Source organism: Paenarthrobacter sp. 2TAF44 (assembly GCF_052114885.1).
Lineage (GTDB): Bacteria > Actinomycetota > Actinomycetes > Actinomycetales > Micrococcaceae > Arthrobacter.
This window is the reverse complement of record NZ_JBFRFP010000002.1, coordinates 176,488-197,472: the sequence shown is the minus strand read 5'-3', so window position 1 is coordinate 197,472 and position 20,985 is coordinate 176,488. Positions and strand designations below refer to the sequence as shown.

The 20,985-nt window shown below is 62.2% G+C and carries 17 protein-coding genes; 10 read left to right on the top strand and 7 right to left on the bottom strand.

The genetic code is table 11. The features are described from left to right. Window positions 1-87 precede the first annotated feature (87 nt). Together AB4Z15_RS03355 and AB4Z15_RS03350 are read left to right on the top strand one after the other, a co-directional pair. Entirely contained in the window at window positions 88-1,305 is a 1,218-nt protein-coding gene (locus AB4Z15_RS03355; RefSeq protein WP_442016060.1) for a M20 metallopeptidase family protein, read from the top strand. A 31-nt stretch (window positions 1,306-1,336) separates the two neighbouring features. Beyond that, window positions 1,337-2,629, top strand: coding sequence for an MFS transporter (locus AB4Z15_RS03350; protein WP_442003303.1), 1,293 nt, complete (start codon window positions 1,337-1,339; stop codon window positions 2,627-2,629). Between the two features lie 72 nt (window positions 2,630-2,701). Here the strand turns inward: AB4Z15_RS03350 and AB4Z15_RS03345 are convergent, their stop codons facing one another. Further along, complete coding sequence (locus AB4Z15_RS03345) at window positions 2,702-4,009, bottom strand: MFS transporter (RefSeq protein WP_442016059.1); 1,308 nt, start codon at window positions 4,007-4,009, stop codon at window positions 2,702-2,704. A gap of 135 nt (window positions 4,010-4,144) precedes the next feature. Between AB4Z15_RS03345 and AB4Z15_RS03340 the strand changes: the two genes are divergently transcribed. The 4 genes from AB4Z15_RS03340 (at window position 4,145) to AB4Z15_RS03325 (ending at window position 6,460) form a co-directional block, all read left to right on the top strand. Beyond that, window positions 4,145-4,588, top strand: coding sequence for a hypothetical protein (locus AB4Z15_RS03340; RefSeq protein ID WP_442016058.1), 444 nt, complete (start codon window positions 4,145-4,147; stop codon window positions 4,586-4,588). A gap of 70 nt (window positions 4,589-4,658) precedes the next feature. Continuing rightward, on the top strand, window positions 4,659-5,564 hold the full coding sequence (trmB, locus tag AB4Z15_RS03335; protein WP_442016057.1) for a tRNA (guanosine(46)-N7)-methyltransferase TrmB: 906 nt from the start codon (window positions 4,659-4,661) through the stop codon (window positions 5,562-5,564). A 20-nt stretch (window positions 5,565-5,584) separates the two neighbouring features. Continuing rightward, on the top strand, window positions 5,585-5,977 hold the full coding sequence (locus tag AB4Z15_RS03330) for a hypothetical protein (protein ID WP_442016056.1): 393 nt from the start codon (window positions 5,585-5,587) through the stop codon (window positions 5,975-5,977). Next, entirely contained in the window at window positions 5,978-6,460 is a 483-nt protein-coding gene (locus AB4Z15_RS03325; RefSeq protein WP_442016055.1) for a type II toxin-antitoxin system RatA family toxin, read from the top strand. A gap of 33 nt (window positions 6,461-6,493) precedes the next feature. On the opposite strand, the gene AB4Z15_RS03320 is transcribed toward AB4Z15_RS03325, so the two are convergent. Both AB4Z15_RS03320 and AB4Z15_RS03315 read right to left on the bottom strand, forming a co-directional pair. Then, the gene (locus AB4Z15_RS03320; RefSeq protein ID WP_442016054.1) at window positions 6,494-7,168 is read right to left on the bottom strand and encodes an anti-sigma factor family protein; all 675 of its coding nucleotides are present in this window, start codon (window positions 7,166-7,168) and stop codon (window positions 6,494-6,496) included. Beyond that, on the bottom strand, window positions 7,165-7,662 hold the full coding sequence (locus AB4Z15_RS03315) for a sigma-70 family RNA polymerase sigma factor (protein ID WP_223934624.1): 498 nt from the start codon (window positions 7,660-7,662) through the stop codon (window positions 7,165-7,167). The genes AB4Z15_RS03320 and AB4Z15_RS03315 overlap by 4 nt, the downstream gene beginning before the upstream one ends. Before the next feature lie 151 nt (window positions 7,663-7,813). On the opposite strand from AB4Z15_RS03315, the gene AB4Z15_RS03310 reads away from it, so the two are divergent. Together AB4Z15_RS03310 and AB4Z15_RS03305 are read left to right on the top strand one after the other, a co-directional pair. Further along, a complete protein-coding gene (locus AB4Z15_RS03310; protein ID WP_442016053.1) occupies window positions 7,814-8,362 on the top strand; it encodes a COG4315 family predicted lipoprotein in 549 nt (182 codons plus the stop codon). Between the two features lie 194 nt (window positions 8,363-8,556). Next, window positions 8,557-8,937, top strand: coding sequence for a hypothetical protein (locus tag AB4Z15_RS03305; protein ID WP_442016052.1), 381 nt, complete (start codon window positions 8,557-8,559; stop codon window positions 8,935-8,937). A gap of 923 nt (window positions 8,938-9,860) precedes the next feature. Here the strand turns inward: AB4Z15_RS03305 and AB4Z15_RS03300 are convergent. Beyond that, on the bottom strand, window positions 9,861-10,709 hold the full coding sequence (locus AB4Z15_RS03300) for a DMP19 family protein (protein ID WP_442016051.1): 849 nt from the start codon (window positions 10,707-10,709) through the stop codon (window positions 9,861-9,863). 165 nt (window positions 10,710-10,874) lie between these two features. Here AB4Z15_RS03300 and AB4Z15_RS03295 point away from each other — a divergent pair, with 165 nt between their 5' ends. Next, the gene (locus AB4Z15_RS03295; RefSeq protein WP_442016050.1) at window positions 10,875-14,318 is read left to right on the top strand and encodes a DEAD/DEAH box helicase; all 3,444 of its coding nucleotides are present in this window, start codon (window positions 10,875-10,877) and stop codon (window positions 14,316-14,318) included. Between the two features lie 77 nt (window positions 14,319-14,395). On the opposite strand, the gene AB4Z15_RS03290 is transcribed toward AB4Z15_RS03295, so the two are convergent. After that, window positions 14,396-15,574 (bottom strand): MFS transporter, encoded by a 1,179-nt coding sequence (locus tag AB4Z15_RS03290; protein ID WP_442016049.1) that lies wholly within the window; start codon window positions 15,572-15,574, stop codon window positions 14,396-14,398. Next, window positions 15,571-16,236, bottom strand: coding sequence for a GntR family transcriptional regulator (locus AB4Z15_RS03285; RefSeq protein WP_442016048.1), 666 nt, complete (start codon window positions 16,234-16,236; stop codon window positions 15,571-15,573). Before AB4Z15_RS03285 ends, AB4Z15_RS03290 begins: the two co-directional genes overlap by 4 nt. A 286-nt stretch (window positions 16,237-16,522) precedes the next feature. Between AB4Z15_RS03285 and AB4Z15_RS03280 the strand changes: the two genes are divergently transcribed. Beyond that, window positions 16,523-20,044: a discoidin domain-containing protein gene (locus AB4Z15_RS03280; RefSeq protein WP_442016047.1), complete on the top strand. Its 3,522-nt coding sequence runs from the start codon at window positions 16,523-16,525 to the stop codon at window positions 20,042-20,044. An 86-nt stretch (window positions 20,045-20,130) separates the two neighbouring features. Here the strand turns inward: AB4Z15_RS03280 and AB4Z15_RS03275 are convergent, their stop codons facing one another. Next, complete coding sequence (locus tag AB4Z15_RS03275) at window positions 20,131-20,931, bottom strand: GNAT family N-acetyltransferase (protein WP_442016046.1); 801 nt, start codon at window positions 20,929-20,931, stop codon at window positions 20,131-20,133. Window positions 20,932-20,985: the final 54 nt, after the last annotated feature.

The following is a 20,985-nucleotide window of genomic DNA, read 5'->3' as shown; positions in this document are numbered from 1 at the left end:
ATTTTTGTAGATGTTTTCAGGATTGTGAGTTAAGTCACCACAGAATTGCTGGAAGAACCCCGTAGCCAAGCGAGACCAGGAGTACACATGACCATCGCCGCCGACGCCAAGGAACTGCAGGACGACATCGTCCGCCTCCGCCACGACCTCCACCGTGAGCCGGAAATCGGCCTGCAACTGCCCCGCACCCAGGAAAAGGTGCTGAAGGCACTCGACGGACTCCCTTACGAAATCACCCTGGGCAAGGATACGACGTCGGTCACCGCGGTTCTGCGCGGTGGCGCCACCTACGCGTCGGCCGAGAAGCCCGTGGTGTTGCTCCGCGCAGACATGGACGGCCTTCCAGTCCAGGAAACCACTGGAGTGGACTACACGTCCCGCGTAGATGGAGCGATGCACGCCTGTGGCCACGACCTCCACACGTCCATGCTCGCCGGAGCCGCCACCCTGCTGGCTGAGCGTCGCGACAAACTGGCCGGCGACGTCGTCCTCATGTTCCAGCCCGGCGAGGAAGGCTTCGACGGCGCCAGCTACATGATCAACGAAGGCGTCCTGGATGCTGCTGGCAGGCGGGCAGATACGGCGTACGGAATGCACGTCTTCTCCTCGCTGGAACCGCACGGCCAGTTCGTCACCAAGAATGGCGTGATGCTCAGTTCTTCGGATGGGCTCGTTGTGACCGTGCTGGGCGCCGGCGGACACGGCTCCGCACCGCACTCAGCCAAGGACCCCGTGACCGCAGCAGCCGAAATGGTCACCGCCCTTCAGGTCATGGTGACGCGCCAGTTCAACATGTTTGATCCCGTTGTCCTCACCGTTGGTGTGCTGCACGCAGGAACCAAACGAAACGTGATCCCCGAGACCGCGCGTATCGAAGCCACCATCAGGACCTTCTCCGAAGAGTCACGGCAGAAGATGATGGAAGTAGTACCCAAGCTGCTCCAAGGCATTGCCGCAGCCCACGGACTGGAGGTTGATGTGGACTACCAACAGGAATACCCGCTCACCATTAATGACGAGGACGAAACCAACACGGCGGAGAAGGTCATCGCTGGCATGTTCGGCAAGTCCCGGCTGACCCGGATGGCAACTCCCCTGAGTGGTTCCGAGGACTTCTCCCGTGTCCTGGCCGAGGTCCCGGGAACATTCGTGGGGCTCAGCGCCGTTGCCCCCGGCACCGACCACGCGACGTCGCCCTTCAACCACTCGCCGTACGCGACGTTCGACGACGGCGTCCTCACCGACGGCGCTGCCCTGTACGCAGAACTCGCCGTGTCCCGCATCGCGGCCCTCGCCGCCCACTAACTCCCAGCCCTATCCCACCTTGGAGAATCACATGACCGCCACCGTTGGAACGTCCACCGAAGTCAAGGTCCACAAGTCCCATCTGCGCACGCTCGTCGGAACCGGCATCGGCAACGCCGTTGAATGGTACGACTGGGCCATCTACGCCACGTTCTCGCCGTTCATCGCAAGTGCTTTGTTCAGCCAGGCCGACCCCACGTCTGCCGTGCTGTCCACCTTGGCGATCTTCGCCGTCGGGTTTGTTGCACGGCCGTTCGGCGGTTTCGTGTTCGGCTGGATCGGCGACCGCATCGGCCGCAAGACCTCCATGACGGTAGCCGTTGCGCTTGGAGCTCTCGGCAGCCTCCTCATCGGCATCGCGCCGACGTTCCAGGCCGTTGGCGCGTTCGCATCTGTGATGCTCCTGCTCGCCCGACTGATTCAGGGCCTTGCCCACGGTGGTGAGCTGCCGTCGTCGCAAACGTACCTGTCCGAGATGGCACCCAAGGAAAAGCGCGGCTTCTGGGCCACACTCATCTACACGTCCGGCACCGCCGGCATTCTGGCCGGAACACTGCTTGGCGCGATCCTCACTGCTGTCCTGTCAAAGAACGACATGAGTGCCTGGGGCTGGCGTATTCCGTTCCTCATCGGTGGCGCGCTGGGCATCTACGCGCTGTTCATGCGGGCCAAGATGAAGGAAACCCACGCATTCGAGGCTGAGACGCCCAAGGAAAAGCGCCTGCCGATGTGGCCGCAGATCGTCAAGTACCGCAAGCAGGCCCTGCAGGTTATCGGCCTTACCGTTGGCCTCACGGTGGTCTACTACATCTGGGGTGTCGTGGCACCGAGCTACGCAGCCACCACGCTGAAGATGGACCGCGGAGCAGCACTTTGGGCTGGCGTGATCGCCAATGTTGTGTTCATCGCCGCACTCCCGTTCTGGGGCAAGCTGTCCGACCGCATTGGTCGCAAGCCTGTGCTGATCGGCTCGTCCATCGGTGCCATGATCATGCACTTCCCCATGACGTGGCTGCTGAAGGATTCACCATGGCAGCTGACCGTGTCCATGTCCGTGATGCTGTTCTTCATCGCGGGTAGCGCGTCCATTGTCCCGGCCGTCTACGCCGAGCTCTTCCCGACGCACATCCGCACCGTTGGCGTCGGCGTCCCGTACTCCATCTGCGTAGCGGCCTTCGGTGGCACGGCTCCGTACCTCCAGACCTGGCTGGGCACCATTGGCCAGGGGTACCTGTTCAACGTGTACGCGGTGATCCTGCTGGTGATCGGCATCGCGTTCGCCTTCTCGATCCCGGAGACCAAGGGCAAGGACCTGACGGTCTAGGTTCCCGTTGCGAGGCCCGTTCTGCCCCCTACGTTCGTACTTTGGGGCATCAGAGCGGGCCTCACCACGCGTTTAAACGAACTTGTTGCGGCCCGCGCGGTAGCCGAAGAACGCAGCCAGCGCTCCGACCACCAGGAACAGGATGCCCGCGGCGGTGAATCCACCCGTGGCTTGGTGCAGTTGGCCCACGAGCAAAGTGCCCACCGAGCCCACTCCGTAACCGACACCCTGCATCATTCCCGACAGGTGGGCGGCGGTGTGGGCATCACGGGTGCGGACCATGATCATCGTGAGGGCAACCGCCGTGAGGGAGCCCTGTCCCAGTCCCAGCAGTCCGGTCCAGATCCAAATCAGCTCAGTGGGCCCGAAGATGCTGAGGGCGAAGCCGCCGCCGGTCATCAGGGCTACCACCGTGTTGATCACCCTCTGATCCTTGAACCGCGTGGCCAGGGCAGGGGCGAAGAGTGAACCGAGCATCTGAAGCACAATCGACACCGACACGATCAGGCCGGCCGTCCCACCCTCGATGCCCCTGTCCCTCAGAATCGGCGCCAGCCACGCAAACACGCTGAACGACATCATGGCCTGCAGCACCATGAACAGCGTGACCTGCCAGGCCACCGCGGATCGCCACACGTTCACGCCGCCGCGGACCGCCTGGTGCTTTACCGATGGCTGGCGGATGGCCAGCGGAAGAAAGAGTAAAAGCACGACGCCGGCAGGCACGGCCCAGGACCACAGCGCCGAAGTCCACTGGCCACTTGCCGCAAAAACCGGATAGGTGAACCCTGCACCAAGGGCGGCGGAAGCACAGATTGCCGTGGTGTAGAGGCCGCCCATGAGCCCGAGGCGGTGCGGGAAGTCCCTTTTGACCACGCCTGGCAGGAGGACGTTGCAGAGCGCGATCGCTGCTCCGCATGCTGCCGTTCCGGCCAGAAGCGTAGGCAGATGGCCTACTCCCGGGATTTCGCTTGGACGCACCAAAAGCCCTGCTGTGAGCACCGCCATCGCGCCCAGCAGGACCCGTTCGGCGCCGAAACGGCGGGCAAGGATTGGGGCAAGGGGCGCGAAAATGCCCAGCAATGTCACGGGAACGGTGGTCAGGACCACCACAGCCCAGCCCGGCAGCCCGGCGTCGGACGTTATTTCCGGAAGGACAGCCGAGAAGCTCGAAAAGACCGTTCGGAGGTTCAGTCCGATCAGGACGAGGCAGATGCCGAGGTAGATGAGGCCCCTCTTGGAGCGCAGCTGCGTAGGTGGTGCGGGCGGGACGTCGTCGATCTCGGCATCCACAGCGATTTCAGGGCGAACGGCCTTGTAGCGGATCGGGTCTGCCTGGCCGCTTGCATCTGCGACGCCGGGCCTGTTCGAGGAGGTCACACGTCCTATTCTGTCAGCCATGTCCGGTCTGCTGCCCAAGGGCGTGATGTGACCGGGATCTGGGTGTCTGCGGGTTATGCACATACGCCGGATTACCTCTGTCTGTCCGGCATCGGCGTTCATAGCGTTGAGGGCATGAACCAAACTTTGCCTTCACCTACATCGTCGAACCCGGACAGTGCGGATGCGTCGATAGGATATGTTCTCGTCCCGCCAAAGCAACCCCCTGGCCTCAACACAGGAATTGGCGGCCTCGTCTTTGCCGTTGCTGCGCTCTTGTACTTTCCGGTCACATCGCCTGCGGCGTTATTGGTGGCGTTTTTCACCAGGTCACCGTCTAAGGCGGGACCTTACGATTGGATTGCCCCGGCCGTCTTGTGGAGCCTCCCGTCATTGTGCGGCCTCATTTCCCTGATACTCGGCACAGCATCGGTGGTGCTGGCTCGACGACCCACGCCAACTGGACGGCGCACCAAGGCGTGGTTCACAGGAATTGCAGGGCTGGGCGTTCTCGGGCTGGACGTTGCAATTGTTGCTGCCTGGATTTTCACCACGGGCCGCATCATGATCCTGTTTTGACGCCGGAGCACGGATTCAGCCTCGTCTGAGCCAACCATCTGCCCACCGGAACCAAAGTATTCTGGAAAGGATGAGTGAAACCCCAGATTCCCCGCGACCAGTAACGCCCGGCAGCCAGGCTTCCTTTGGAACGTACGGTGGCCGGCCGGTCAGTTTCGTGCGCCGCGGCACCCGTTTGCAGGGCCGTAGGCAGGCCGCGTGGGAAGAGCATGCCGAGCGGTGGGCGGTCCAGGTTCCGCGTCACGTCGCCAACACTTCGGTGCACCCCGATTACACGTTTGATGCCGAGGCCGTCTTTGGGCGCAAAGCTCCGCTGATCGTCGAGATCGGCTCGGGTTTGGGTGACGCCGTAGTGCATGCTGCCGAACAGAATCCGGACAAGGACTTTTTGGCCGTGGAGGTTTACACGCCCGGGTTGGCCAACACCATCATCAAGATCAACAGCCGTGGCCTGACCAACGTTCGAGTGGTGGAAGCCAATGCGCCCGAGGTTTTGGAATCGATGCTTCCCGCCGGTTCGGTCAGTGAGCTCTGGGTATTCTTCCCCGATCCCTGGCACAAGGCACGCCACCACAAGCGCCGCCTCATCCAGCCAGCTTTCGCTTCCGTGGCCGCCAAGGCACTGGAAAAGGGTGGTTATTGGCGCATCGCCACCGACTGGTCCAACTACGCTGTGCACGTGCGTGAGGTCCTGACAGGCTCAACGGAATTTGAGAACATGCACGAAGGCGAGCGCAGTGGCGAGGAGAGCCCTCTGACGCAAGTGTGGCAATCCGGCGTCGAGTCTGTTGTGGGAGGGGCGCCGGTGCGGGAAGGCCGCGCACCTGTCAGCACTGAGCACACGGGTCCGAACGAGGGTGTGGACGAGGAAGGCGGCTGGGCTCCCCGGTTCGAGGGCCGTATCCGCACGAGCTTTGAAAACAAAGCCCACGAGGCCGGGCGTATGATCTTCGACCTCACGTATCGCAAGATCTAGCCGAAGCACTTGGGGGAATCATGAGCTATCAGCCACCGGCTGAGTACTACCAGCAGCAGCAATGGTCCAGGACGCCTGGGTTGGGTGCCGGCATCACAAGCATCGTCTCGGCAGTCCTCTCGCCCATAGCCGCCGTGGTCAGCATTCCCCTGGGCGTCGCGGCCGTTGCTTCGGCGATGAGCCGCTACAACCCGGGCAACGACGTCTGGTGGTTCAGTGCGCTTATTCTGGCATTGGTTGCGGTGGTACTTGCTATTGTGTCTGTGGTCAGTGGGCTGATTGCTGTATTTCGGGCTGGGCGCATGAACGCCGGACGTATTACGGGGATCATCGGACTGGCGATCATGGCGGTCAACGTCTTTGGCGTCACCTTCATGGTTCTCCTGGTACTCGGTTCAGGGCAGGGGTCCTGAATGCCCCAGGTTCGTGCTGAACGATTTATCCGCCTGGATGCCGAGACAGCCTTCGCGCTCTCGCAGACCACTGGCGAGTTCAGGCTCAGATGGGATCCGTTCATTTCGGCGCAAAGCTTCGTTGACGGAGCCAAAGGAGCGGGCAAGGGAGTTCGTACACGAACCGTCTCCAGGATGGGCCTGAAGATGGTGAGTGAGTACGTCTCGTACACCCCGCCCCGCAATGTCGGAATGACTATGGTGTCCGGGCCGTGGTTCTTTGAGAACTTCGGCGGTGGCTGGCGGTTCACCCCGGACGACGGCGGCACCCGGGCAGTGTGGAAGTACACCTTTTCCTGCCGCCCGGCTTGGCTCAAGCCCGTAGCCGAGAGAATCGGAAGCTGGTTGTTGGGCCGCGAAATCGAACGCCGGATCGAAGCATTTGCCCGGGCCTGCGAGGACCCCGCCCTCGTCGCAGAGCTGGGGGCAAACTTACGGCGCTAAGACCTACGGCACTGAAATCTAGGGCGCTGACATCTACGGCACTGAAATTGAGGCCACTGTCTTGTCCCGTTCATCCCGGAGCTCCACTCCGGCGATGCCGCCAAGCTGCACGGGCGTAGCGCCAGTGATCTTGATGCGACCGCTCGGGGTCGCCGTCCAGCCGCAGGTGCGCTCTTCCGCCCCGTCCCGGCCCTTCACCCAAAGGTAGAGCGTTCCTTCGAGCGGCATGCTTTTGCCCTCGACCTCAAGCTCCGTGCCCCAGGTCTTCTTGACCATGCCTACTGTCAGTTGCAGGCCTGTTTCGGACTGCACCGAGTAGCTGGCATCGGGTTTTGGTGGTTGATTCAGCAGCGGGCCCGCAAGGAAACCAAGTGCCAGGCACGCAGCGGCGACTGCCCCCACGAAAGCCGCCCACCGCCGTCGTGATTTCTTCCTGCGTGCCGAAAGGTCAACCAGGATCTTCTGCGGCAATGCTTCCCGGCTCGGTTCCAAAGGTGAGAGTGCACCGGCGGTACCCGTCACGGTGAGCGCGACGGCGTCGGCGGAGGGAACGGCGTCGAGCAGCGCGGGGAGGCTTTCCAACTCCTCGAGTTCCTTGCGGCAGGCAGCACATCCGGCGAGGTGCGCTTCAAAAATGCGAGCTTCCTCGGGGTCGAGCCCGCCCAGCAGGTAGGCGCCCAGCAATTGGTGGACGGGGTTGCCGTTCATCGTTCCACCCCCATTTCATCAAGGATCGTTCGGAGGGCTTTCACAGCATAGAAAGCCCGGGATTTCACAGTGCCGGCAGGGATGTTCAGCTGCAGGGCTGCCTCGCTGACGGTGAACCGCTGGTAGTGCAGGGCCACAAGGACCTCTCGGTGTTCGTGGCTGAGCCGTAGGAGCGCCTCTTCCATGAGGACGCGGTTCAAGAGTTCATCAACACGTTCCGTCGCGACATGGTCTGGAAGGTCGTGCTCGCCTGCCTCGACGGGACGCCTCTGAGCCTTCCGGTAGTTGTCGATGATGACGTTGCGGGCGGTCCGGAAGAGGTAACTGCGCAGGCTGCCCGTAATCTGCGGGGCGTGCTGCCAGACCTTGAGGATGGTTTCCTGCACGACGTCGTCGGCCAAGTGCGTGTCCGAAGTGCAGCTGAGCACAAAGCGCTTCAACGCTGTGCCGTGATCGCGGTAGATTGCCGCCACCACGTCCTCGTCCAGCGGCATGGCCACCTCCTTCGCACTGTTTCCTGCTGCCCTACCCCCATACGACGCCGCGCGTGGGAAAAAGGTTCAGCTCCTTGAACCATTCTTCCCCCGCTGGCGTCGTAGGGGTTAGCGCCGACCCATCCCGGCCGGCCCGTCAAAGGAGCTAAACATGAGAAATAGACTCAGCGTTGGGATCGGCGCAATGGTTTTCGCCGTGGCTCTTGCCGGTTGCGGCGGAAGCCCCGGGACAAGCACCACGTCCTCTGCCGCGCCCACGACCGCCACTTCCTCGACGGCACCTACCTCCACGTCACCGAGTACGGACGCCATGTCCAACCCGGCCGCGGCCGGTGCCGAAATGAAGGTTGCATCATCCAGCGCCGGGCAGATCGTGGTGGACAGCAAGGGCATGAGCCTGTACTTCTTCACCAAGGACGTCAAGGATTCAGGAACCAGCGCGTGCACTGGCGCCTGCCTGACGGCGTGGCCAGTGTTCACGACGACGTCGGACAAGCCAGCCGTTGAAGGCGTCACCGGCACCGTGGGAACCATAGCGACCCCTGACGGGAAGAAGCAGGTCACCCTCAATGGCATGCCGCTGTACTACTACGCCAAGGACAAAGCTCCGGGCGATGTCACAGGCCAAGGCGTCCAAAGTGTCTGGTACCTGGTCAGCCCGAGTGGGGAAATGATCAAGGGGGCCGCAGCGGGCTACTAAGCCCTTGGTTTCTCCCCCTTGCTCTCGGCGAGTTCGCCGGAGCACATGCGAGGACGCCGGAGCACGCCAAAGACGCCGGAGCTATCCGGCGATCGGGCAGCGCTCCGGCGTCCTCGACGTGGAGCCCTACTTTTTCATTGCATCAGTCGCTCTATTTTGTTGCTTTTTTGTTGATTTACCAGCAGAATCAGAGCATGGAAGCTAGCACCCGGAATGAGATCTACCGCGATACAACCCGGATGAATATCCATGACCTTGTCCGGGAACTGAACGAGAACGTGGGCACTACAGTCGTGCAATCCATGGCAGGAGTCAAAGACCGAACTTCCCCCTTTAAATGGGCGAAGCCGAACGGTCCCGACCCCCGGCCCGAGGTCGAAGCCCGACTGCGGCTCGGACACCGCGTATGGAAAACCCTGGTGATGGCGGAGGGCAAGCATGTAGCTCTTTCCTGGCTGATGGGTGCCAACCCGCGGCTGGACGAAGAAGCGCCCATCCTCTACATCCAGCAGCAACGTACGCGAGAAGTCATAGGTGCCGCCGAAGCGTTCGTAAATGACAACTACGCCGCATGATCCCAGCGGCTCTCGGTCCCGTCTGCGCCAAATCTGGGCTACGTCTTGTGCCAGCTACCGGCCAAATTTCATACAGAGTGGCAAAGGATCGCTATGGTGCCCTCTCCGCGAGGTCCAACTCCGTTGTTGGTCCTGTGCCAGTAGGAACTGACAGGAGCATCGGTGATTCCCGCGGTCGGTTTGACAGCCTTGGATCAACCATTTACCTCGCAGACTCGCTGCAGTGCGCCTATTCCGAAGTACTTATCGGATTTCGCCAACAGCGCGCCGCTGTTGCCAGGATCGCCGAATCAGTCGGGTGGACTTTTGAGGAGTACATTGCGAGTGTTCAAGCACAGGCTGAAGCCAATGAGGTTGATGTGCCTTGGGCGATTTCGGTCGACTGGCAGATGGATCGATCAGTTTATGAGATCCGATTGCCTCGCGAAGGTTGGTGGGTGCAAATCGACGATCCGGACACCCTCCTCGCGCTCCAAGACAAGGCTCCAACGGTGCTGGGGACAACGGAACGGCTCCAGTTGCTCACCTCGGGTTCGTTAGGCGGGGAAGATAGAGATTTAACGACGCTTTTGGCCCACACGATCAGGGGCGTCACGCTCCACGACGGATCAGAACCGTTAGGGATCAGCTACCCGTCAAAGACCTTAATGGGACGCTGCTGGGCGTACTGGGATCGCCGGGCAGATCAAGGCCTATCCCCAGGAAGGGGTGGCTTGTTGCAGCTAACCTCTCAAAATGTAGGACCAGATCCTGAATTTAGACGTATAGCAAACAAGTACAATCTCCCGGTGCTTGGCGCCCGGGGACTCTAACGTAGGGCCACCACGACAACCTGAGAACGCCGCAGCACATGCGAGGACGCCGGAGCGCTCCGGCGATCGGGCAGCGCTCCGGCGATCTCGGCGGGTCTTAGGGGGAGGGACTTACGCGTCCGCGAGCTCGTCGGACTCTTCGAACTCCACGGCAGCGATGATTTCCTTGGTCTCCGGGTGGATCATGAAGGCTTCGTCATCGTCTTCCACCATGATGTAGTCACCGTGGTCGGTGGAGAAGTGCCAGGCGAGGGTCTTCACGCCGTCGTGCTCGTAGTTGGGGTCACCCATGGTGATCTTCTGCAGCGCGTAACCTGCCACGTCGCAGAGTTCCCGGATGATGACCTCGAACTCAGGAGCGTTAGCGAGTGCTTCTTCGTCAGCTTCGGCCTGGCGCTCGGCAAGGTCCGGAATGAGGGCAACGCGCTCGGCGATGTGCGCTTCGAGCTCCTCATCGGAGAGGACCAGCAGTTCGGACGAGCCGCGAAGGTAGGCGGCGTTGAGGTCGATGATGTCCTCTTCTTCCAGCAATGCCTCGAATTCGCCGTCGAGCTCATCCAGGACAACAACGGCCGCGAGAGGCGTTTCGGATTCGTCCAGCTCGCCGTCGAGGTAGGCCTCGGCGTCGTCCTCACTCAACGCATCAAAGGCTGCGGCGGTGCGGTTGAACAGGTCAAGGTGCCGGGTGGCGCCCATGCCTTCCAAACCGGCACGCACGTAGGCGTCAACCTCTTCACGCTCCGGGGCGGTGAACACGTACTGGGCGAATCCACCGGCCAATGCCTGGGTCATATAGAAATCGACAAAGTAGCTGTTGAGCGCAGCGGGCGCGATTTCGTCGCTGTTGAGGAGCTCCGCGTACATCTGGTTCACGACGTTGACGTTGGAATCCACTACGTCTGCATTGCCCGCTTCGAAGCTGGTTTTGTTCAGGACGACGGGGTACTCGTTGGTAGTCATGGGAAATCCTCACTGCTGAAAGCTGTTGGTGCTCCGGACCCTTTCAACGTACGCGTGGGAGCGGCGCTGCAATCGAGGTAGAGGTTAACGGAGGGCGAAGTTTGGGAGCCGTTTTCTGCTGACTAAGATTGAGCAGATAACCTCCTGCCGAAAGTAGCCCGACGCATGCCGTCCCACACAGACGAAACCTGGGAACTGGCCATTCAGACTCCTGCCATAAACGACCGCTCTTTGGCGGCCGGATTGGCCTATGCCATGGGCAGCCGCGTGAGCGGAATTTCTTTCGATTCGGCCACCGGCCTCTTGCTAGGCAAGGTCCGCGGCACCGGTCCGCAACCATATTCGACGTCGGCCAAGCTGGTTCGCAAGCCAAGCGGCTGGAGCTGCACAGTAGGTATTTGCAGCTGCCCTGTCCGCAAGGATTGCAAGCATGTGGCCGCATTGCTTTTCACGGCTGAGGACCACCCCACGATCCGCGCCCAGCTCCTGTCCCAGGCACCGGGGATCCAGACCTCGCGCCTTGGGTCCTCCGAGCAGGGCGGTTCCGGGCGGCCGGCTTGGGAGCAAGCCCTCAACAGGCTGATCGCGAAGCCGGGCACGGCGCCGAGCACTGCCGGCATTCCGCTCGCCCTGCAGTTCGAGGTGGAGGAACCGGCCGCGCACTTCTCCTACACAGGCCGCCGCGACCCCATGCGCAGTGTCCGGCAGCTCAAGGCCCGCCCCGTGATGATGGGTGCCAAGGGCAAATGGATCCGCGGCGACGTCTCCTGGAACAACCTCAGCTACGTCAGTTTCCGCCGCGAATTCAATGAGGCCCACGTCGAGTGGCTTCAGACTTTCCTCGCTGCGCATGGTTCCAGCAATGGTCGCCAGCAACCGTCCGGCGCCATGTGGTTGAGCCTGAATGATTTCGCTGCCAAGAACCTCTGGACCCTCCTCGCCGACGCCACTAAAGCCGGCATTCCCCTCATTCACGCCGCTGGTAGCGAGCCTGTCCACGTCGAGACCCAACCCGCCGTCGTCGGACTCAGTTTGGCGCGCCTTGAAGCGTTGGGCGCTAAGGACGAGAAGCAAACGCCCGACGGCGGCCTGCAGCTTGCGCCGTCCGTGACGGTGGCTGGCAAGCAGATTGATGCCGGAACTGTGGGCTTCCTGGGCAAGCCCGCGTACGGGATCTTCTTCACGCATTCCGGCGCCGAAGCCCTTCCCGGGGTGCCGCAGCAGAACAGCCTGATCACGCTCGCGCCGATTGAAGGCGGCCTCAGTGATGAACTGCTGGAGTTTGTTACCGAGGGCGAAACGCTTCAGATTCCGGCCGAGGACGAGAGCAGGTTCCTGACCTCGTTCTACCCGAAGCTGCGGCAGTCAACGCCCGTCAAGGCGGCGGATGAATCCGTGGAACTGCCAACTCTGGCGGTGCCTACGCTCTCCTTGCTCGCCAATTACGGCACCGATCACAAGGTCCGGCTGCACTGGGAGTGGCACTACAAGTCCGGCACGTTGGTCACTGCGCAGCCCTTGTGGCGGCATCCGGACGATCGTGGCTACCGCGATGACCTTGAGGAAGCCCGGATCCTGGATTCGATCGGCCGGCCGTGGGACGTGGTGCCTGCGCTGGCGGAATCCGCTACTGGTGGCTGGGGCGCTCCGCGGCTCTCTGCCTCGGCTGAGCTTTCCGGGCTGGACACGCTGGCTTTCACCGAGGAGATCCTGCCGGCGCTCAAGGACCTGCCCGACGTCGTGGTCGAAACCTCCGGCGACATCGCAGATTATCGCGAAGCCGCTGAAGCGCCGGTGGTCTCCATCTCCACGAAGGAAACGGCGAGCGGCGACTGGTTCGATCTCGGCATCGTCATCACGCTCGAGGGCGAACCGGTCTCGTTCGCCGCGGTGTTCTCCGCCCTTGCTGCCGGAATGAGCCGCATGCTGTTGCCCAGCGGCGCCTACTTCTCGCTCGACCTGCCCGAGCTGCACCAGCTGCGCGCACTGATCGACGAAGCCAGGTCCCTGCAGGACAACCCGGACAACAAGGACGGCACCCTGCAGATCAGCCGTTTCCAGGCCGGTCTCTGGGACGAACTCGCGCAGCTCGGGATCGTTGACGAGCAGGCCGCCGCGTGGCGTGAGGCCGTGGGCGGATTGCTCGACGACGGCGTCACCGGGCTTCCACTGCCGGCAGGCCTTAACGCTGAGTTGCGTCCGTATCAGCTTGAAGGTTTCAACTGGCTCAGCTTCCTGTTCAAGCACAGCCTGGGTGGCGTGCTGGCCGACGACATGGGCCTGGGCAAGACTGTGCAGGCGATCGCGTTGATCTGTGCGGCGAAGGAGTTGGCTGCTGCTGTGGACAAAGCTGACGGCGCCGCGGCCCGCGCTCCGTTCTTGGTGGTGGCCCCCACCAGTGTGGTGAGCAACTGGGCCGCGGAAGCGCAACGCTTCGCTCCAGGGCTTGTGGTGCGGACCGTCGGTGAAACTTTTGCCAAGAGCGGCCTGTCACCCGTCGACGCGTTGGCGGGTGCCGACGTCGTTATTACGTCCTATGCCCTGTTCCGCATTGATTACGATGCCTACGCAACATTCCAGTGGGCCGGCCTGATGCTGGACGAGGCGCAGTTCGTGAAGAACCACCAATCCAAGGCATACCAGTGCGCGCGCAAGCTGCCGGCCCGGTTCAAACTGGCCATCACGGGCACTCCGCTGGAGAACAACCTCATGGAGTTCTGGGCGCTGACATCGATCGTGGCGCCTGGCCTGTTCCCGAGTCCCAAGCGGTTCGCGGAAAACTACCAGAAGCCGGTGGAGAAGAACGGTGACTCGGCGCAGTTGGCCAAGCTCCGGCGTCGTGTCCGTCCACTGATGATGCGCCGCACCAAAGAGCAGGTCATCAAGGACCTGCCGCCCAAGCAGGAGCAGGTCCTGGAGGTGGTGCTCAACCCGCGGCACCAGAAGGTTTACCAGACGCACCTGCAGCGCGAACGCCAGAAGATCCTGGGGCTGATCGACGACGTCAACAAGAACCGTTTCACGATCTTCCAGTCACTGACCTTGCTGCGGCAGCTGAGTTTGGATGCGTCGTTGGTGGATTCGTCGCTGTCAGGAGTGCGGTCCTCCAAGCTCGATGTGCTGTTTGAGCAGCTGGAAGACCTCATCTCCGAGGGCCACAGGGCGCTGATCTTCAGCCAGTTCACGGGATTCCTGGGCAAGGTGCGTGAGCGTTTGGACGCTGAGGGCGTGGAGTACTGCTACCTCGACGGCAGCACCCGGAACCGCGGCGATGTGGTCAGCGAGTTCAAGAACGGCGCCGCTCCGGTGTTCCTGATTTCGCTGAAGGCCGGTGGCTTCGGGCTCAATCTCACTGAGGCGGATTACGTGTTCCTGCTGGACCCATGGTGGAACCCGGCATCCGAGGCACAGGCTGTGGACCGTACCCACCGCATCGGACAGGCCCGCAACGTCATGGTCTACCGGTTGGTTGCGAAGGACACCATCGAAGAGAAGGTCATGGCGCTGAAGGCCAAGAAGTCGCAGCTGTTCGCGGATGTGATGGAAGGCGATGCGCTGGCTGGTGGCTCGTTGACGGCGGATGACCTGGCGGCGCTGTTCGCGGAGTAATCTTCGCAAGTAACTCGCAATTGTGGTTGTTCCCAGCGCTGGGAACAACCACTAATGCCAGTCAGTTGGGCCGGCGGTCAGTCGTCCAGCCGCACCCCGCGCAGCAACAGCATCGTTCCGCCGACAGCCACTGCGGAAGCCAGGAAGACGCCAGCCGCGCCGAGGCCGACGGCCACAACTCCGATCGCGCTCGGCAGGACAACTTGGCCCACCCTGTTGCCGGCGAGCCTCAAGGCCAGCGCACGTCCGCGTTGGCCTTCGGGTGCCTGGGCTGAGAGCCAGGACATGGTCAGGGGCTGGCCGATTCCCAGGCCAAGGCCTAGGAACGCCATGACGACGAAGAGCAACCACATGGGCATCGGAATGGCAGCTACTGCCAGCGACACGGTGGAAACCGCAAGGCTCAGGACCAGCAGTCTCATCCGTCCCAGTTTCCGGGACATGTTGCCAAGCCCCAGCCGCGAAACCATGGACAACACCGCTCGAACAGTCAGCATCAGGCCAACAGTTGCCGCACTCAGGCCCCGCTCTGCGCCAAGGGCGGGCAGATAGACGACAGTCAGGTCAACCACTGCCAGGACGGTAGCGCTCGTTGCCAACGCCCGGACCACACCAGGGGTTTTGAGCAGTGCCATGGCGCCGCCCTTGCCACCAGCGGATCCCTTGGACATGCGTCTTCTCCGGCTGACCTTCGACGAGACCACAAAAGTAGTCACGAATAGCACCAGGCTCATGGCCGTCGCGAGAAGGAAGATCGCGTTCGTATCCGGTCGGACAGAGGCGCCGCCCACCAAGGAAATGGCCAACGGCCCAAGTGCCTGACCCAGCGACGCGGCGAACGTCAGATATCCGAACGCGGAGTCCAAGCGCGCCGACTCTGCGTTGTTCGCAACCACCGCCTGCTGCCCCACCACACAAGCGAGCTGCCCGGCGCCAAGAAGCGCTGTTCCAGCCACCAATGCGGGAACTGACGTTCCGAAGAACAGCAGAAAAGCGGAACAACCCAGCACGACGGCGGACCCGATCGCCATGAGCCGGCGCTCACCAAGGCGGTCCACCAGTCCGCCGATCGGCAGTGCGAGGAGTAGCGGGAAGACTGCGTAGCTTGCAGCGAGAAGACCGAGCGCAAACCCGGGGACGTCCAGTTCCAACGCCCTGTAGCTGGTGGCTGGCCGGACCAGGAAAGTAACGGCCTGGATGAGGGCCGAATGGATCAGAAGAGCGGTGGACGAGCGCCGTCCCAGTTCGCCAATCATCCGATTACGAGACCCGCGCCTGAAATGGCGCGCAGCGTCTCATCCCGGGCGGCGATGACGTGGTCGAACGCGATTTTTGCTGCCTTGTCCGGCTTCTTGGAAGCTATGGCTTCCACAAGTACCCGGTGGTCGGCGAGGGCCTCTTCCCGACGGTCAGGGGAGTTGTTGGTGAAATGCCGGTACCGCTCAACTTGGCTCGAGATCTGGTCATGGAAGCGTTGAGCCCACGAGTTCCCGGCGATAGCTGCGATGGTGGCGTGCAGTGTCACGCCATACTTCATGGCTTCATCAGCGAATCCCACCATGGCTGCATTGCGATCAAGGATCCCCTGCAACTTCTCGATATCGTTCGCCGTTGCCTTGGCACACGCTTCGCGGGCCATCAACGATTCCAGGGCAGCCCGGACGTCATACAGTTCCGAAATTGCCGTCTCATCCAGCATCGGAACCACCACTCCCCCGGTGGCTTGCTGCTCCAGGAGGCTCTCGGAAATCAGGCGCCGGATTGCTTCCCGCAGAGGCGTGCGGCTGACGCGTAGCTCGGTAGCCATCGCCGGCTCGTAGATGCGCTCGCCTGGTTTGAGTTCAAGGCTAAGGATGCGCCGTTTGAGCTCGTTATAGACGAGATGCGCTCCTGTGTTCCGTGGTTGTGGGTCTGCCATGCTGCCACCTCGGCTCAGCTAGGTGTGTACTTGTATACATCTATACAGTTCGCGGGAATTGTGAGCAAACCGGAAGCAACCCGGGGTCACTTATGGCCCCTTCCGAGGCGAAACACGGGCCAGAAGTGACCCCGCGTTGCTTGAATGGAGGTGACCACTTCTGACCAACCCCGTTCGAACCTGTTCGAGTACCTTGTTGCCACGTCAAGGGCCTCATAGTGTCGCATTGCCCAGCCTTCCAAAGGCCGGGCCAAGCACCCAAGACAACCGACGATGAGGTCCACCCATGGCGTTTACCGCGCGAAGAATCCGAAGGCCAGCAGCCGTGCTGGCGGCAGCTGTCACTGCGGCCTCGAGCCTTGCACTCATGCCCGCAACAGCACCGAAAGCAACAGCAGACGATGCAGCAGCCGTCACCATCACCCCCAACCCCGCCAGCCGGGGCAAGGCCTTTGAAGGTTGGGGAACGAGCCTGGTGTGGTTTGCGAACGCGACGGCGGGATACTCCCCCGAGCTCCGTGAGCAGCTGTACCAGAAGGTCTTCGGCGAGGACGGCCTCAACCTCAACATCGCCCGTTACAACGTCGGCGGCGGCAACGCCTCGGACGTAGCCAACTATCTCAACGACGGCAGCGCTGTGGAGGGATGGTGGAAGCCGGTCACCGACGCGCAAGCCGGCCAGGCGCCGTCGAACCTTTACAACCCCGACGGGACAGTCGACAAAACACAAGCTAACAAGCTCGCGTTCCTGAATCAATGGAACCCGGATGACCCCGCGTCGTACAACCCCGACGCCGACCAGAACCAACGGTGGTGGGTGGAGCGCCTCGCCGCCGACCAGCAAATCACCCACTGGGAGGCCTTCAGCAACTCCCCACCCTGGTTCATGACCAAGAGTGGCTACGTATCCGGCCAGGTCAACACCAACAAGGGCGAGAACCTGCTGCCCGAAGCTGAAGGTAAGTTCGCCTCTTACATGAGGCACGCCGTCGATCTTCTCGAAAAGGGCAGTGGCATCAAGGTGGACACCATTGATCCGTTCAACGAGCCGAACTCCGGCTACTGGGGCACGGACATCAACGCCGCCACCGGGAAGCCGCCGACGACGTACACGCAAAAGCAGGAGGGCGCGCTGATCTACCCTGCCGCCCAGGATCGCGTCACCAAACTCCTGGCCGCGGAACTGGAGAAGGGCAGTACGGATGCAGTCATCTCCGCGATGGACGAGACGGATCCCACCAAGTTCATGACCAACTGGAACGGCTACAACCAAGAGGCCAAGGACGCGGTTGGGCAGCTTAATGTCCACACTTACGGAACCAATGATCGCCGCAGGGTCCGCGACCTCGCCAACTCCACGGACAAGCCGCTGTGGATGAGCGAAGTGGGCGGATTCTGGACGGGCAACCCGGCGCTCGGCGACTCCACCAGCGGCTGGGACCGTTCCAACATCACCAACGGTCTGGGCATTGCAGGGCGCATGGTGAACGATCTCCGCGAACTCGAACCGGACGCGTGGGTCTTCTGGCAGCCGGTGGAGGACACCTACAAACAGGAAAAGGCAGACAAGGGCTGGGGTTCCATCTACGTTGACTTCGACTGCAATTACGACGGCCGCGAAGGCTTCTCCAATCGCCGGCTCAATGACGGCGCTTCACAGGACCAAGCCAAGTGCAAGGTCCTGACCAACCAGAAGTACAACACCACCCGCAACTTCACCCACTACATCCGTCCGGGCGACTTCCTCATCCAGAACGACAACGCCAAGACCGCCAGCGCCCTCCGCGCGGACGGCAACGGCGCCACCCTGGTCCACTTCAATGACACCCCGACGCCGGAAAAGGTCACCATCGATCTCAGCCGTTTTGGCAGCATCGCGGCAGGCGCCACGGTCACGCCGGTGGTCACCACCAAGTCCCCGCTGGATGACATCGAGAAGAACGCGCTGGTGAAAGGCACGCCTGTCGCCGTCAACACCACGTCAAAGTCCGCCACGCTTGAGGTTCCTGCCGCCTCAGTGGTGACGTTCGTCGTCGACGGCGTCAGCGGAGTTTCAGACGACGCCGCTCCTGTGCAGGACGGCCACAGCTATCACCTCACCGGTGAGGCAAGCGGCAAGTACCTGACGGCGCGCTCGGATAGTTCTTCCTCGATCGAAGAACTGGGTACGGACGCTGCGGGCGTGGCTCCGCAGATCTGGACGTTCAACGCAGTGAATGCTGACGATGAGTTCGCGAATGATCGCCGTTGGGTCCTGACGAACAAGGACGGCCGGGTGCTCACAGGCAATGGAGGTGTGCTGAACGCCAGTCAATCCGGTGCTGCTTCGCTTGCTTCCCTGACCTTGGACCAAGCCAAGGCGACTCCTGCTGCACAGTGGATAGTGGCGACCGAAAACGGCAAGCAGTGGTCGTTGGTCAACGCCGGCGCCGCAATTGCCCTGCAGGTTTCGGGCAATCAGACGTCGGCTGGAACGTCTGTGGCGCTGGCGTCTTCTACGGGAACCACAGCTACAGCAACGGGCAACCCGCACCAGTCCTGGGCCTTCACGGACATCGCGGACTTGAAACTTCTGGGCACTCAGCCTTTGGAACTCAGCACGCTCACCGGCGTCGCACCAGTCCTCCCCAGCACGGTGACTCCGCTCTACAAAGCCGGCCCGGGCAAACCGCTTGCAGTCACGTGGTCCCCTGTAGATCCAGCAGCGTGGCAGAAGGAAGGGAAGGTTGTACTCCACGGTTCAGGTGTTGATCCGTACGGGCAGGCATTCAGTGATGCGCTCTTGACTGTGACTGTAGGGCAGTACGTGGCAACGGATCCGGCGTCTGTGACTGTTGGTGTCGGCTCCACTTTGGCCTCGGTCCAAGCGGCAGCGCCGAGCACGGTCCCCGGCCAAATCGCTGACGGTCCTGCCCGCAATCCACTGCCCGTGGCGTGGAACTGGTCTTCCTTTGATGCTTCAGCGCTGCAATCCACAGGTTCAGTGACAGTTCCGGGCAAGGCCGGCTCCCTGTCCGCCACCCTCACTGTCGTGGTGGTGGACGGGGTTCCGAGCAGCAACATCTGCAAGGACGATTCCAGCACCGCAGCAACTGCCAGCTACACCGAGGGCTCCTACATCGCCAAGAACACGTGCGACGCCAACGCCTCCACCCGATGGTCCAACTGGGTGAGCGGCGGTCGCAACGGCGACAGCCTGAGCTACGCCTTCAGCCGGGACTACACCGTTTCCTCCGTGGCCGTGACGTCCGCGGAAAAAGCGGCGCAGAGCCTCAAGATCCAGTATCAGGACGCCGCTGGCATCTGGAAGGATACGTCGGCGGGAACCATCACGGGACTATCGACGGCGGCACCGGTCACCGTCCGCTTCGACCCCGTGACCACACGTGGGATCAGGGTTTCGTTCGTGACCACGGGTTCGTACACGAAGGTCGCTGAAGTGGCCATCGCCGGTTCCCGCTTGGCGGATGCCGGGCTCGCCGATCTCGGCAGGCTCCTTGTGAACCAAGCCTCGGTCGTGGGTTTTGCTGCCGGAACCAGCGACTATCGGGTTTTGTCGACGTCGGCGACTCCCGCCGTCGTCGGCTACCCGCTGGACACCAACGCGAAGGTTACGGTCCAGCAGCCCACCGCTGAAAACCCGACGGCGGTCGTCACCGTGACAGCGCCGAATGGGACCACGAAGGAGTACCGGGTGACGTTCTCCACCGGTAAGGACGCGTGCAAGAGCAATGGATGGAAGACGAGTCCATCGCCGGTGTTCGGTGATCAGGGCGAGTGCGTGACCTACTTCGCCGAGCGGAAGTAGGCACGATTTGTCACTACCCGTGCCTCCTCCAGATCCGTCCGGAGGAGGCGCGGGGTGCTTAAACGTGCTGGCCACAGACGGATTGTTCAGCCACGCGCCCAGCGGTACGGGGTGGTCGTCGAGACCTTGAGCAGTCCGGAGCGCTCCAGAATTGGGCGCGAGAATTCGGTGGAGTCGCTGTGGATGAGGGTCTTTCCCTTAGCGAGCGCGGACTGGGCACGGCGCGCCGTCAACGCCCGGTAAATGCCGCGGCCGCGCCATTCTTCGCGCGTCGCGCCACCCCAGATCCCCGCGAAATCGGTGCCGGGGACGGGCTCCAGACGTCCGGCGCTGACGATGTGACCGTCCGCCTCTGCCACCCACAGCTCCATGCTGTCGTCCAGAGAGAGCCGGCGCAGTAGGGCGTCGGCCATCTCATCCGACACCGGTTCGCCGAACACTTCGTCCTGCATCGCGCTCATTGCCCGGACATCGGCTTCGTCCGTCACTTGCCGCAGCGTGACGCCGTCGGGAAGTGGAACGTCGACGCTCAACGCCTGGGCTTCGCCGATCATGATGGATTCCGGTGGATCCGGGGTGAAGCCGTTGTGCAACAGAGCCTCGTGCAAACCCGGAGCACGGTCGTGGCCACGGGTTTTCCATTCGACCTTGGTGATTTCGGGTTTGGCCTGGAAGTACCCGACCGCCTCTTCGACGAGCCGCCTGACGCTTTGCTCATCCGCATCGCCGAGGTCCCGGTACGTGATGAACCCGCGTCCGCCAAGGAACGTCGCCAGACGGAGGGGGCCGTGCTTAGTGACCTCCAATGCACTCGGAGTCTCCGCATCGGTACGAAGCTGCTGATCATAGGCGGCGAGGAGTCGTGCCTTCGTCTCGCGTTGAGTCATTCGGCGAGCCTACTGCACCGTGGCGAGTCGCCCGATTCGATGGCTCGCTGCGCA